The organism is Enterobacter sp. fkY84-1, from assembly GCF_052974705.1.
The window spans coordinates 3,811,007-3,823,405 of sequence record NZ_CP169393.1; the positions used below are offsets into that span (position 1 = coordinate 3,811,007).

A 12,399-nucleotide genomic window follows, 5' to 3' on the forward strand; every position below is an offset into this window, starting at 1 on the left:
CCGGCCTGGAAAACCCGCAGGCCCGCGCAAGCGAAGCGCCGCCGGGCAGAGCGTTATTTGAGAAGTGAGGCCCAGTTCTCCACCCACGGGTTTGATTCGCTTTCTGGCTCCGGGTGCTCACCCGCATCAATCAGCAGCATCTCGCCGACGCGCTGGGCGCTCTGCTCCTGCAACAGCGCATCGAACTGCTTGCCGCCGCCGCAGAAGTTGGCGTAAGCGCTGTCGCCGAGGGCGATGATGCCGTAGTGAACGTCTGGCTGATAGCCAAGCTGGTCTTTAATGCCCTGGAACAGCGGCACGATGCTGTCCGGCAGATCGCCCTGCCCGGTAGTGGAGGTCACCACCAGAATGTATTTATCTTTATACTTTTCCCAGTCCGCCAGCTCCGGATCTTCATAGACCGTGGCTTTATGACCCTGGCTTGCCAGAATCGCCTCCGCCTCTTCCGCGACCAGCAGCGAGTTGCCGTACATTGTACCGACAAAAATGCCTACTTCAGCCATGCTATTTTCCCATAGTGAATACGCTTACTCTTCATCCTGAACGTTGCCCGATACAAACTCAACCCTTTCATTTTCGGGGAGTTGTCCCAGCCAGCCAAACTGTGACAGCGCCTGCATCCAGACGTCGTCCAGCCCCGCGCGGAGAGTCAGCGGCTCGCCGGTAAACGGGTGCATCAGGCTGAGCTCGCTTGCGTGTAACATCAGACGATGGCAGCCAAAGTGTTCGGCCGCGCTGCGGTTCTGGCGCAAATCACCGTGTTTGCTGTCGCCAATAATCGGGTGGCGCAGATGCGCAAGATGGCGTCGCAGCTGGTGCTTACGCCCGGTTTTGGGCAGAAGCTCAACCAGGCTGTAGCGTGTGGTCGGAAATTTGCTGGTGGCCACCGGCATTTCCGTCGTCGCCATGCCGCGATAATCCGTCACGGCGGGCTGCGGACCTTTGTCATCCCGGGCAAATTTATCGGCGATTTTGTCCAGTTCCTCCACCAGCGGGTAGTCCAGGGTGGCAGACTCGGTCAGCCAGCCACGCACGACCGCGTGGTAGCGCTTCTGGATCTGGTGCTGTTCGAACTGCTGCGCCAGCAGTCGGCCAGCTTCGCTGGAAAGCCCCATCAGCAGCACGCCGGAGGTCGGCCTGTCGAGGCGGTGGGCGGTAAAAACATGCTGACCAATCTGGTCGCGCACGGTCTGCATCACCACCACTTTCTCGTCGCGATCCAGCCAGCTGCGGTGCACCAGCCAGCCTGACGGTTTATTCACCGCCACCAGCCACTCGTCCTGATAGAGGATCTCAAGCGTCATGCATCTTCACCGGCAAACAGGGCATCCAGCTTTTCCAGTTCGACCAGCATGACGTCGCGCGCAGGGTGCGTCGCGTCGAGCGCCATTTCATAATAGGGAGAGACGGCAAACGCCTGCGGCAAGGGGTGTCCCCCCTCAAGCAGGGCGTGCATGCGCGGAATTAACACCCACTGCAGCCACTCGAAAGGCGCCAGCGTATCCAGGCAGAAAGGCTGGGTGCTGGCGAACGCTTCTGGCTGCGGCGCGGTCTCCTGCCACAGCTGATGTTGGCGCAAAAGGGCTTCGATGGCGTGCAACTGAGCACGAACGCTATCGTGTTGCGTCATAGTAACCTCAACTGAAAATGTGAACGGCGCGCAGCATAGCATTGCGAAAGGCAGAAATAAAAAAAGGGAGCACTGTAAAAACAGTGCTCCCGGTTCGTTCCGCAGCATTCCAGCTACAATTCGTGCTCCCTGCTCATCCGTGACAACTTTTCCTGAAGCCCGAAGGCCTGGTCATCCGTCTACCTTTCGCATCCTGCACACATCTTCCTGACGTGTTTGTTTCATCCTGAAACGTCCTGGCCTTCCTGACCCACCGACCATCCTGACCGGCTCTCGTTCTCCTTCCTGGAGGTGTCCCTTACGCATCCTGCGTTATCCACTTCGCTTCATCCAGAAGCCTTCCTGCTGCGCCATCCTGACGAGTCCTGTGTGAGAAACGCCATCATCCTGATGTTCGTTTCTCGTGTCGGCTTCCTGTCGACGGAGATAGAATCCGCTATTCCGCTTCGTCTTACAACCCACTCAGCCAGCGTTGTAAGACGCGGGGACTCCCTAAAAATAATAGGAGGAACAACTAATTCGTTGAAAAATAGAGTGATATTAATCTGAATTTAATGAGGTAATACTGAATGTTCCAGCGATCTCTCACAAACCTTGTAAGAGATCTCTCACACGCGCTGTAGCAGCATGGATTACAGAAGGGGCTCAAGTCGGGTGAGGAAATCCGCAAGAGAAGGGGCGAGAGTCTCGCGATTGCGGGTACCGATAGTCTCTTTAATCACTTCGCCTGACAGGTTACAGACGGAGATAACGTCCAGTTCGCTGTCCAGCGTGGCAATAAAGAGCGTCGGAGAAAGCTTAAGGCGCTTTTGCGTGACCAGATGACCAATCAGGTTTTCCTGAACACGCTGCAGATCGTCTTCGCTCCAGGTCTGCAACAGCGTCAGCGTCATGTCCGCAAAGCGCGCGGGCATATCCCCTGCAAACTGCGTGGCATAAAACGCATGAACCGCTGGTTGTACCACAATGTCCATTGCCCGTTCAACCGCATTTACATTCTGCTCGCCGTTATTCGGCTTCGGCTGCCAGATCACGTAATCATCAAGCGAAGAGATAATGCACGGCGAAGGGACGCCATATAAATCAGCACTTTGCGGCCACGTGCCCTGCTTTTCATGCCATGCGTCGCAGTAGCGGGTCGTGAAGGTAGTGAGGGCATTTGCAGTTTCGATGTCCACCGATTTCTCTCTTCTTGTCAGACAGGATAAACTCAGGCCATAAGTGTACCTGTAAAGTGGCTATGAAACATGTCTTACGAAAATCATCAGGCGTTAACCGGCTTAACGCTGGGTAAATCGACCGATTACCGCGATACCTACGATGCAAGCCTGCTGCAGGGCGTGCCGCGTAGCCTGAACCGCGACCCTCTGGGACTGCACGCGGACGCGCTGCCGTTCGTGGGTGGCGATATCTGGACGCTGTACGAACTCTCGTGGCTCAACGCGCGCGGCCTGCCGCAGGTGGCGGTGGGACACGTTGAGCTGGACTATGCCAGCGTGAATCTCGTCGAGTCCAAAAGCTTTAAGCTCTATCTCAACAGTTTTAACCAGACCAAATTCAACAGCTGGAACGACGTTCAGCACACCCTGGAACGTGATTTAAGCGCCTGCGCGCAGGGAAAGGTGAGCGTATCACTGTATCGCCTGCACGAACTGGAAGGCCAGCCAGTCGCCCACTTCAACGGGACCTGCATCGACGATCAGGATATCGAGGTGGAGAATTATGAATTCAGCGCCGATTACCTCGAAAACGCGGCGAGCGGCAAGGTGGTTGAAGAGACGCTGGTGAGCCATCTCCTGAAATCCAACTGCCTGATTACCCACCAGCCGGACTGGGGCTCGGTGCAGATCCAGTATCGCGGGCCAAAAATCGACCGGGAAAAGCTGCTGCGCTACCTGGTGTCGTTCCGCCATCACAATGAATTCCACGAGCAGTGCGTGGAGCGCATCTTTAGCGATATCCAACGCTTCTGCCAGCCGGAAAAATTGAGCGTTTACGCGCGCTACACCCGCCGCGGCGGCCTGGACATCAACCCGTGGCGCACCAATACCGATTTTGTCCCGGCGACGGGCCGGCTGGTGCGTCAGTAATATAAATATTTTCACAATATGCGCGGTATCTTCCGCGCTTTAGGTTGTGAAACGTCACGCGCCAGGGCTATTGTAATCAACAGGGAAAGACGATAATCGTCCCGTAAGGAGCTCACTTGATTACACATATTAGCCCGCTTGGCTCAATGGATATGTTGTCGCAGCTGGAAGTGGACATGCTTAAACGCACGGCCAGCAGCGATCTTTATCAACTGTTTCGTAACTGTTCACTTGCCGTTCTGAACTCCGGAAGCCTGACAGACAACAGTAAAGAACTGCTGTCCCGCTTCGAAAGCTTTGATATCAACGTGCTGCGCCGCGAGCGCGGCGTGAAGCTTGAAGTCATCAACCCGCCGGAAGAGGCGTTTGTCGACGGACGCATCATCCGTTCACTTCAGGCTAACCTGTTTGCCGTGCTGCGTGACATCCTGTTTGTTAACGGGCAGATCCACAACGCAGGCCGTTTCCAGCATCTCGACCTGGAAAGCTCGGTCCATATCACCAACCTGGTGTTCTCTATTTTGCGCAACGCCCGTGCCCTGCACGTGGGTGAAGCGCCGAACATGGTCGTCTGCTGGGGCGGTCACTCCATTAACGAAACCGAATACCTTTATGCGCGTCGGGTGGGCACCCAGCTTGGCCTGCGCGAGCTGAATATCTGTACCGGATGTGGTCCGGGTGCGATGGAAGCGCCAATGAAAGGTGCCGCAGTGGGTCACGCGCAGCAACGCTACAAAGAGGGACGGTTTATCGGCATGACCGAGCCGTCCATCATCGCCGCTGAGCCACCTAACCCGCTGGTTAACGAGCTGATTATCATGCCGGATATCGAAAAACGTCTTGAAGCGTTTGTCCGTATCGCCCACGGCATCATCATCTTCCCGGGCGGCGTAGGGACAGCGGAAGAGCTGCTCTATCTGCTGGGTATTCTGATGAACCCGGCCAACAAAGATCAGGTCCTGCCGCTGATCCTGACCGGACCAAAAGAGAGCGCCGACTACTTCCGCGTGCTGGACGAGTTTATCGTGCACACGCTGGGTGAATCCGCGCGTCGTCACTATCGCATCATCATCGATGATGCTGCGGAAGTGGCGCGCCAGATGAAAAAAGCGATGCCGCTGGTGAAGGAGAACCGCCGCGATACCGGTGATGCCTACAGCTTTAACTGGTCAATCCGCATTGCGCCGGATCTGCAGATCCCGTTCGAGCCTTCACACGAGAACATGGCGAACCTGAAACTCTACCCGGACCAGCCGGTGGAAGTCCTGGCCGCCGATCTGCGTCGCGCCTTCTCCGGGATTGTGGCGGGCAACGTCAAAGAGGTCGGTATCCGCGCCATTGAGCAGTACGGTCCGTACAAGATCCACGGCGACCCGGAGATGATGCGCCGCATGGATGACATGCTGCAGGGCTTTGTCGCCCAGCACCGCATGAAGCTGCCGGGCTCCGCCTATATTCCTTGCTACGAAATCTGCACATAACGCTTAGCGGCATCTCATCAAAGCCGGGTCGCCCTGTCGCGCGTTCCGGCTTTTTTTATTCCTGATGTAATTCATAGGCATCACTTATATCTTTTACAAAATCGCCACAAACGCAAACGATTACCTGTATTTTTCAACCGTAAATTATCAGCCTTAATCCAAATTACCTGCCAGAAAATACTAAAAACCCATTTCTTTACAGCGAAAGACACCTATATCAAGGGCCAGTCTTTCAGCGCACATGTCGTTGGTGGTAGCCTTCGCGCGCGTAAATTCTCTTTGATGTTTTTTTAACAGATAAATGGTCTAAAGATGCCCACATCATAAGTGGATTATTGCATTTGGGATCGCGATCACTGATAGATTCATAACGAGAATGTATCTTTCCGCCCGCCAATAGTTACGGGCGAAAATTATTAAAAAACCGTCACTGAACGAATTTCATATTACCGTCAGGCACTTTTTCATCGGATTTGACTAAAAACCTGACAATTTGCTTCCTCCAGGAGATACAGATGGAAACCACTCAAACCAGCACCGTTGCTTCGATTGAATCCCGAAGTGGTTGGCGCAAAACGGATACCATGTGGATGCTTGGCCTTTACGGCACGGCAATCGGCGCTGGTGTACTGTTCCTTCCTATCAACGCAGGCGTCGGCGGTCTGATTCCGCTGATCATTATGGCTATCATTGCTTTCCCGATGACCTTCTTTGCACACCGCGGTCTGACCCGCTTCGTGCTGTCCGGTAAAAACCCGGGCGAAGACATCACTGAAGTGGTTGAAGAGCATTTCGGCGTGGGCGCAGGTAAACTGATTACCCTGCTCTACTTCTTCGCGATTTACCCTATCCTGCTGGTCTACAGCGTGGCGATCACCAACACCGTTGAAAGCTTCATGCTGCACCAGCTGCACATGACGCCGCCACCGCGTGCCATCCTGTCTCTGATCCTGATTGTCGGCATGATGACCATCGTGCGCTTCGGTGAGCAGATGATTGTGAAAGCGATGAGCGTACTGGTGTTCCCGTTTGTGGCCGCACTGATGCTGCTGGCCTGCTACCTGATCCCACAGTGGAACGGCGCAGCGCTGGAAACCCTGTCCCTGAGCAGCGCGTCTGCGACCGGTAACGGCCTGCTGATGACCCTGTGGCTGGCGATCCCGGTAATGGTCTTCTCCTTCAACCACTCCCCAATCATCTCCTCTTTCGCCGTGGCGAAACGTGAAGAGTACGGTAATGGCGCAGAGAAGAAGTGCTCCAGCATCCTGGCACGCGCTCACATCATGATGGTGCTGACCGTTATGTTCTTCGTCTTCAGCTGCGTACTGAGCCTCTCCCCGGCGGACCTGGCGGCAGCGAAAGAGCAGAACATCTCAATTCTGTCTTACCTGGCGAACCACTTTAACGCACCGCTGATTGCGTGGATGGCACCGATCATCGCGATGATCGCCATCACCAAATCCTTCCTGGGTCACTACCTCGGCGCACGTGAAGGCTTCAACGGTATGGTGATTAAATCTCTGCGCGGTAAAGGCAAGAGCATTGAAATCAACAAGCTGAACAAAATCACTGCACTGTTCATGCTGCTCACCACCTGGGCGGTAGCGACGCTGAACCCAAGCATCCTGGGCATGATTGAAACCCTGGGCGGCCCGGTCATCGCGATGATTCTGTTCCTGATGCCGATGTACGCGATTCAGAAAGTCCCGGCTATGCGTAAGTACAGCGGTCATGTCAGCAACGTCTTTGTGGTTATCATGGGGCTTATCGCTATCTCTGCGATCTTCTACTCCCTGTACACCATGTTCTGATTCTCACCTGCGCCGTCCCCGGACGGCGCACACCCTCCTCTCTGACTGAAAGCAATGGACGCATCATGATTAGCGTATTCGATATCTTCAAAATCGGTATTGGTCCTTCCAGCTCTCACACCGTCGGACCGATGAAAGCCGGTAAGCAGTTCACGGATGACTTGATTGCACGCGGCATCCTGCACGACATCACCCGCGTGGTTGTCGATGTATACGGCTCACTTTCCCTGACCGGGAAAGGCCACCACACCGATATCGCCATTATCATGGGCCTGGCGGGAAACCTGCCGGATACCGTTGATATTGATGCGATCCCTGGCTTTATCCAGGACGTGAACACCCACGGGCGCCTGCTGCTGGCGAACGGCGAGCATGAGGTTGAATTCCCGGTTGACCACTGCATGAATTTCCATGCGGACAACCTGTCGCTACACGAAAACGGCATGCGCATTACCGCGCTTGCCGGCGACAAAGCGGTATACAGCCAGACTTACTACTCTATCGGCGGCGGTTTTATCGTCGACGAAGACCACTTTGGTCAAACCAGTACCTCTTCTGTCGAGGTGCCGTATCCGTACAAAACGGCGGCAGACCTCCAGCGCCACTGCCAGGAGACGGGACTTTCCCTCTCCGGTCTGATGATGAAAAACGAGCTGGCGCTGCACAGCAAAGAGGAGCTGGAACAGCACTTCGCTAACGTCTGGGAAGTGATGCGCGGCGGTATTGAGCGCGGGATCACCACCGAAGGCGTTCTGCCGGGCAAGCTTCGCGTACCGCGTCGTGCGGCAGCGCTGCGCCGTATGCTGGTAAGCACCGACAAAACGACTACGGACCCAATGGCCGTGGTGGACTGGATCAACATGTTCGCCCTGGCGGTAAACGAAGAAAACGCCGCAGGGGGCCGTGTGGTCACCGCGCCAACCAACGGTGCCTGCGGCATCGTTCCGGCCGTACTGGCGTACTACGACAAGTTTATCCGTGAAGTGAACGCGAACTCGCTGGCACGCTACCTGCTGGTGGCCAGTGCGATTGGTTCGCTGTATAAGATGAACGCCTCCATTTCCGGTGCGGAAGTGGGCTGTCAGGGTGAAGTCGGCGTGGCGTGCTCCATGGCGGCGGCAGGTCTGGCGGAGCTGTTGGGCGCAAGCCCGGCGCAGGTGTGCATCGCTGCGGAAATCGGCATGGAACACAACCTGGGGCTGACCTGCGATCCGGTTGCCGGACAGGTACAGGTTCCGTGCATCGAGCGTAACGCGATTGCCTCCGTGAAGGCGGTAAACGCGGCGCGTATGGCGCTGCGCCGCACCAGCGAACCGCGCGTCTGTCTCGATAAGGTTATCGAGACCATGTACGAAACCGGTAAAGATATGAACGCCAAATACCGCGAAACCTCTCGCGGGGGCCTGGCGATGAAGATCGTGACCTGCGATTAAGCCTCTCAGGAAGCCTCGTTTTGCGAGGCTTCTTCCTGATTTCCCCACCATTCATAGTTTCACGCTGCTGACAGTGTTACCCTTCTTGCATGAGATAGAAGGGAGATTATCTGTGGCCGTTCATTTACTTATCGTCGATGCACTTAACCTGATTCGCCGTATCCATGCGGTACAGGGGACGCCCTGTAAAGACACCTGCCTGCACGCGCTGGAACAGCTTATCCGCCACAGCGAGCCCACCCACGCGGTCGCGGTTTTTGATGACGAAGCCCGCAACACGGGCTGGCGGCACCAGCGTCTGCCCGACTACAAAGCCGGACGCGCACCGATGCCGGACGATCTTCACGCCGAATTACCCATGCTGCGCGCCGCATTTGAACAGCGGGGCGTCCCCTGCTGGGGCGCACAGGGAAATGAAGCCGACGATCTCGCGGCCACCCTGGCCGTAAAGGTGGCGAGTGCCGGGCATCAGGCCACGATCGTTTCAACGGATAAAGGCTACTGCCAGCTGCTCTCCCCGACTATTCGCATTCGCGACTATTTTCAAAAACGCTGGCTGGACGCGCCGTTCATTGCCAGCGAGTTTGGCGTATCGCCTGAGCAATTGCCGGATTACTGGGGCCTGGCAGGCATCAGCAGCTCTAAAGTTCCGGGAGTAGCCGGTATTGGGCCGAAGAGCGCCGCGCAGTTGCTAACCGATTTTCAGAGTCTGGAGGGCATTTACGCCCGTCTGGACGAGGTGCCAGAAAAATGGCGCAAGAAGCTGGAGGCGCATAAAGAGATGGCGTTTATCTGCCGGGAAATCGCAACGCTCCAGACGGATTTACAGCTGGACGGGAATTTACAGCAGTTGCGCTTAGAACGTTAAAACGACTACAGGGTTTTTGTAGGCCCGGTAAGCGCAGCGCCACCGGGCAAAACAAAGTACGTGCTATCGCTCGTCGCGACGCCCGCCTACGGCCGCCCACCAGCGACGAATATGCACCGTCACCTCTTCGCGGTCGTGATACAGCTGACGCGCCTGGATCTCCACGTTAATCCCGTGTTCGTCCAGTTGCTCCTGAATGTAGGCCAGGTTCTGCGACACCTCCTCATAGCGCTTTTTCATCGGCAGCTTGAGGTTGAAAATGGTCTCGCGACACCAGCCGTTCACCAGCCAGGAGGCCATCAGCGCGGCCACTTTCGCCGGTTTCTCAACCATGTCGCACACCATCCATGAGATGTTGTTGCGGTTCGGGCGATAGCGGAAACCGTCTTCACGCAGCCAGGTGACCTGTCCGGTGTCCATCAGGCTTTGCGCCATTGGGCCGTTATCAACGGACGATACCCACATGTTGCGTTTCACCAGCTGATAGGTCCAGCCGCCCGGGCACGCGCCGAGATCGACAGCGTACATGCCGTTTGCCAGACGCTCATCCCACTCATCCGCCGGGATAAAGACGTGGAACGCCTCTTCCAGCTTCAGCGTAGAACGGCTTGGCGCATCGGCCGGGAAGCGCAAACGCGGGATGCCCATAAAGAAAGGAGAGTTGTTGGTGGTGTACGAGTAGCCCGTATAGCAGCAGCCCGGTGCAATAAAGAAGATATGCACCACCGGACGCTTCGGCGTTTCGTAGTTCGTCAGCACGCCCGCATCACGCAGCGCGGCGCGCAGCGGAACGGTGAACTTACGGCAGAACTTCATCAGCTCTTTACTTTCGTTGGTATCCGCCACTTCAACGCGCAGATCGCCGCCCTTCTCCACCACGCCCTGCAGCATGCCCACGATTGGCGTGATGCGGTCTTCAGGGGGAAGGTCTTTGAGCAGCTCACCCGCGACAAACATCTGGCGCGCAAAAATCAGCGAGCTGAACGGCAGCTCGCGCGCCAGCTTATCCGCATCTTCAGGCTGATAGCATTCGAATACCACATAGCCCGCGTTTTCTTTTACGCGGGCAAAGCCGAAGATTTCGCGCTTCGCCGCTTTATCGGTAATTTCCGCGGCGCACTCTTTCTCAAACCCCGGGCGACAATATAAAACAACCTTATTCATGAACAACGCCCTTGCGTTTCAGACGGATAGCTCCGATAAACATTAATACCCAACCCGCCAGCAAGCTGACGCCACCGACAGGTGTAACAAACGCCCACAGGCGTAAATGCGAAAGTGCCAGACAGTAAAGGCTGCCGCTGAAAAGCACCGTACCCAGCGCCAGAAAGACGCTGCTCCAGTAAAACCAGATGCTGATACGGCGCTGCATCGCCACCGCCAGCCCAAAGATTGCCAGCGTATGGAACGCCTGATATTCAAGGCCGGTCTGGATCCAGCCCATCTCTACAGCGCCCAACGACTTGCTTAAGACATGTGCGCCAAAGGCGCCCAGTGCAACAAAAATAAAGCCACTCACCGCGGCAAAAATCAGCATGAATCGGCTGGTCATGTTTAAGTCCTGAATTGATGCGTGCCCGGCACACAAACGTTATTGTTCATACCTGAAGCGGAATTTTTCTTGCTCGCTTGCCGCCTTCGCCAGTATCCACTGCCGGAAGGCGGCTATTTTACCCAGTTCTGCCTGACTGTCATGACAAACCAGATAAAACGCATTCTTGCTGACCAGTACATCATTAAAAGGGCAGACCAGGCGACCTGCCTCTATTTCGGACTGCGCCATGACGTTGTTCGCCAACGCCACGCCTTGCCCGTGAATGGCAGCCTGTAACACCATCGCACTGTGGCTAAAGATGGGTCCCTGCTGCACGTTTATATGTGTAAGACCTAATTGACGGGTATAAGTTTGCCAGTCGCGTCGAGAGGCATCATGCAAAAGCGTATGCTGCGCCAGGTCAGCGGGAGACTTCAGCGCTTTGTCGCCCGTTAATAGCAGAGGGGAACAGACCGGCAGGAGATATTCTGCGTATAATTTCTCAACACGCAAGCCCGGCCAGTTACCGCGCCCATAAAAAATCGCGACATCCACGTCATCGGCCAACTTGTCTTCCTGACGATCCACGGCCTGGATTCGAACGTCTATCCCCGGATAAGCTGAGTTAAAGCTTGAGAGTCTTGGCACCAGCCACTGAATGGCAAAACTGGGCAATAAACTAACAGTCAGAGCACCTTTTGCACTGCGGGCCTGTAGCTTACGCGTGGCTTCAGTAAGCTGCGAAAAAATCTCTTTAATATCCTGAAAATAGCTCTGCCCCTCTTCGGTCAACAGCAACGAGCGGTTGCGTCGACGAAACAGCTTAAGGCCCAGAAAATCCTCCAGAGACTTGATTTGGTGACTTACTGCGGCTTGTGTCACAAAAAGCTCATCGGCTGCGCGGGTGAAGCTCAGGTGACGTGCTGCTGCATCAAAAACACGTAATGCGTTGAGGGGGGGCAATCGCTTTGACATGGTTATATGGCTTAGATGTTAAAGGAATTTAACAAATAGGAAACAACGTTTAACCTATTAGTTTTTTTTATCTGAGCCATTATAATTTGTCCGTTGAGGAACTACCAGCAAATACCTATAGTGGCGGCACTTCCTGAGCCGGAACGAAGAGCTTTTTTCGGAATGCGTGTTCTGAAGGGCTTTTGGCTTACGGTTGTGATGTTGTGTTGTTGTGTTTGCAATTGGTCTGCGATTCAGACCACGGTAGCAACGCTACCAATTTTTCACTTCCTGTACATTTACCCTGTCTGTCCATAGTGATTAATGTAGCACCGCCAACTTGCGGTGCTTTTTTTTCGCCTGCGATCGGTTAATGCTCGATCTCTTTCATCTCTTTCACGTCCGTGCGGTTGATCTGCTGCTTGTTCCCGTTAGCATCTTTGTACGAAATCATCCCGGTATCGTTATCGGTTGTCGGTTTCCCTTCCGAAACGATGGAACGACCATCGTTGGTGTGCATCACGTAGTTGTTACCGGAACAGGCGCTCAGGGCAAAAGTAAACGCACAGGCAGAGATGATTGCAGCTGTCTTATTCAT

Annotated in this window: 13 protein-coding genes; 5 read left to right on the forward strand and 8 right to left on the reverse strand. The window is 55.2% G+C overall.

The genetic code is table 11. The features are described 5' to 3' along the window. Positions 1-53 precede the first annotated feature (53 nt). The 4 genes from ACEPLT_RS18170 to syd all read right to left on the reverse strand — a co-directional run bounded on the left by ACEPLT_RS18170 (position 54) and on the right by syd (position 2,808). Positions 54-503, reverse strand: coding sequence for a flavodoxin (locus ACEPLT_RS18170; RefSeq protein WP_023325989.1), 450 nt, complete (start codon positions 501-503; stop codon positions 54-56). A 24-nt stretch (positions 504-527) separates the two neighbouring features. Continuing rightward, entirely contained in the window at positions 528-1,304 is a 777-nt protein-coding gene (truC, locus tag ACEPLT_RS18175) for a tRNA pseudouridine(65) synthase TruC (RefSeq protein ID WP_045408494.1), read from the reverse strand. After that, positions 1,301-1,630, reverse strand: a complete 330-nt coding sequence (locus ACEPLT_RS18180) for a YqcC family protein (protein ID WP_023294461.1) — start codon at positions 1,628-1,630, stop codon at positions 1,301-1,303. The genes truC and ACEPLT_RS18180 overlap by 4 nt, the downstream gene beginning before the upstream one ends. 632 nt (positions 1,631-2,262) lie before the next feature. After that, entirely contained in the window at positions 2,263-2,808 is a 546-nt protein-coding gene (syd, locus tag ACEPLT_RS18185) for a SecY-interacting protein (protein ID WP_055322085.1), read from the reverse strand. Between the two features lie 69 nt (positions 2,809-2,877). Here syd and queF point away from each other — a divergent pair, with 69 nt between their 5' ends. The 5 genes from queF to xni all read left to right on the forward strand — a co-directional run bounded on the left by queF (position 2,878) and on the right by xni (position 9,313). Then, positions 2,878-3,720, forward strand: a complete 843-nt coding sequence (gene queF, locus ACEPLT_RS18190) for an NADPH-dependent 7-cyano-7-deazaguanine reductase QueF (protein ID WP_232927411.1) — start codon at positions 2,878-2,880, stop codon at positions 3,718-3,720. Positions 3,721-3,836: 116 nt separating this feature from the next. Further along, positions 3,837-5,201 (forward strand): nucleotide 5'-monophosphate nucleosidase PpnN, encoded by a 1,365-nt coding sequence (ppnN, locus tag ACEPLT_RS18195; RefSeq protein ID WP_021241893.1) that lies wholly within the window; start codon positions 3,837-3,839, stop codon positions 5,199-5,201. Between the two features lie 515 nt (positions 5,202-5,716). Further along, positions 5,717-7,012 (forward strand): HAAAP family serine/threonine permease, encoded by a 1,296-nt coding sequence (locus ACEPLT_RS18200; protein ID WP_008499642.1) that lies wholly within the window; start codon positions 5,717-5,719, stop codon positions 7,010-7,012. Between the two features lie 65 nt (positions 7,013-7,077). After that, complete coding sequence (gene sdaB / locus ACEPLT_RS18205) at positions 7,078-8,445, forward strand: L-serine ammonia-lyase II (protein ID WP_023294463.1); 1,368 nt, start codon at positions 7,078-7,080, stop codon at positions 8,443-8,445. 112 nt (positions 8,446-8,557) lie between these two features. Beyond that, the gene (xni, locus tag ACEPLT_RS18210; protein ID WP_021241892.1) at positions 8,558-9,313 is read left to right on the forward strand and encodes a flap endonuclease Xni; all 756 of its coding nucleotides are present in this window, start codon (positions 8,558-8,560) and stop codon (positions 9,311-9,313) included. Positions 9,314-9,376: 63 nt separating this feature from the next. Here xni and rlmM read toward each other — a convergent pair whose 3' ends face one another. The 4 genes from rlmM to ACEPLT_RS18230 form a co-directional block, all read right to left on the reverse strand. Beyond that, positions 9,377-10,477: a 23S rRNA (cytidine(2498)-2'-O)-methyltransferase RlmM gene (rlmM, locus tag ACEPLT_RS18215; RefSeq protein WP_021241891.1), complete on the reverse strand. Its 1,101-nt coding sequence runs from the start codon at positions 10,475-10,477 to the stop codon at positions 9,377-9,379. Beyond that, on the reverse strand, positions 10,470-10,865 hold the full coding sequence (locus ACEPLT_RS18220) for a DUF423 domain-containing protein (RefSeq protein WP_447088303.1): 396 nt from the start codon (positions 10,863-10,865) through the stop codon (positions 10,470-10,472). Before ACEPLT_RS18220 ends, rlmM begins: the two co-directional genes overlap by 8 nt. A gap of 39 nt (positions 10,866-10,904) precedes the next feature. Continuing rightward, positions 10,905-11,822 (reverse strand): glycine cleavage system transcriptional regulator GcvA, encoded by a 918-nt coding sequence (gcvA, locus tag ACEPLT_RS18225; protein ID WP_008499647.1) that lies wholly within the window; start codon positions 11,820-11,822, stop codon positions 10,905-10,907. A 349-nt stretch (positions 11,823-12,171) separates the two neighbouring features. Beyond that, entirely contained in the window at positions 12,172-12,399 is a 228-nt protein-coding gene (locus tag ACEPLT_RS18230; protein WP_008499648.1) for a YgdI/YgdR family lipoprotein, read from the reverse strand.

Excerpts from the sequence above, each read along its gene's own strand:
- ACEPLT_RS18170 (WP_023325989.1), bottom strand. The coding sequence starts at position 503 with ATGGCTGAAGTAGGCATTTTTGTCGGTACAATGTACGGCAACTCGCTG.
- truC (WP_045408494.1), bottom strand. The coding sequence starts at position 1,304 with ATGACGCTTGAGATCCTCTATCAGGACGAGTGGCTGGTGGCGGTGAAT.
- queF (WP_232927411.1), top strand. The coding sequence starts at position 2,878 with ATGTCTTACGAAAATCATCAGGCGTTAACCGGCTTAACGCTGGGTAAA.
- ACEPLT_RS18200 (WP_008499642.1), top strand. The coding sequence starts at position 5,717 with ATGGAAACCACTCAAACCAGCACCGTTGCTTCGATTGAATCCCGAAGT.
- ACEPLT_RS18180 (WP_023294461.1), bottom strand. The coding sequence starts at position 1,630 with ATGACGCAACACGATAGCGTTCGTGCTCAGTTGCACGCCATCGAAGCC.
- ACEPLT_RS18220 (WP_447088303.1), bottom strand. The coding sequence starts at position 10,865 with ATGACCAGCCGATTCATGCTGATTTTTGCCGCGGTGAGTGGCTTTATT.
- rlmM (WP_021241891.1), bottom strand. The coding sequence starts at position 10,477 with ATGAATAAGGTTGTTTTATATTGTCGCCCGGGGTTTGAGAAAGAGTGC.
- ACEPLT_RS18230 (WP_008499648.1), bottom strand. The coding sequence starts at position 12,399 with ATGAATAAGACAGCTGCAATCATCTCTGCCTGTGCGTTTACTTTTGCC.
- sdaB (WP_023294463.1), top strand. The coding sequence starts at position 7,078 with ATGATTAGCGTATTCGATATCTTCAAAATCGGTATTGGTCCTTCCAGC.
- gcvA (WP_008499647.1), bottom strand. The coding sequence starts at position 11,822 with ATGTCAAAGCGATTGCCCCCCCTCAACGCATTACGTGTTTTTGATGCA.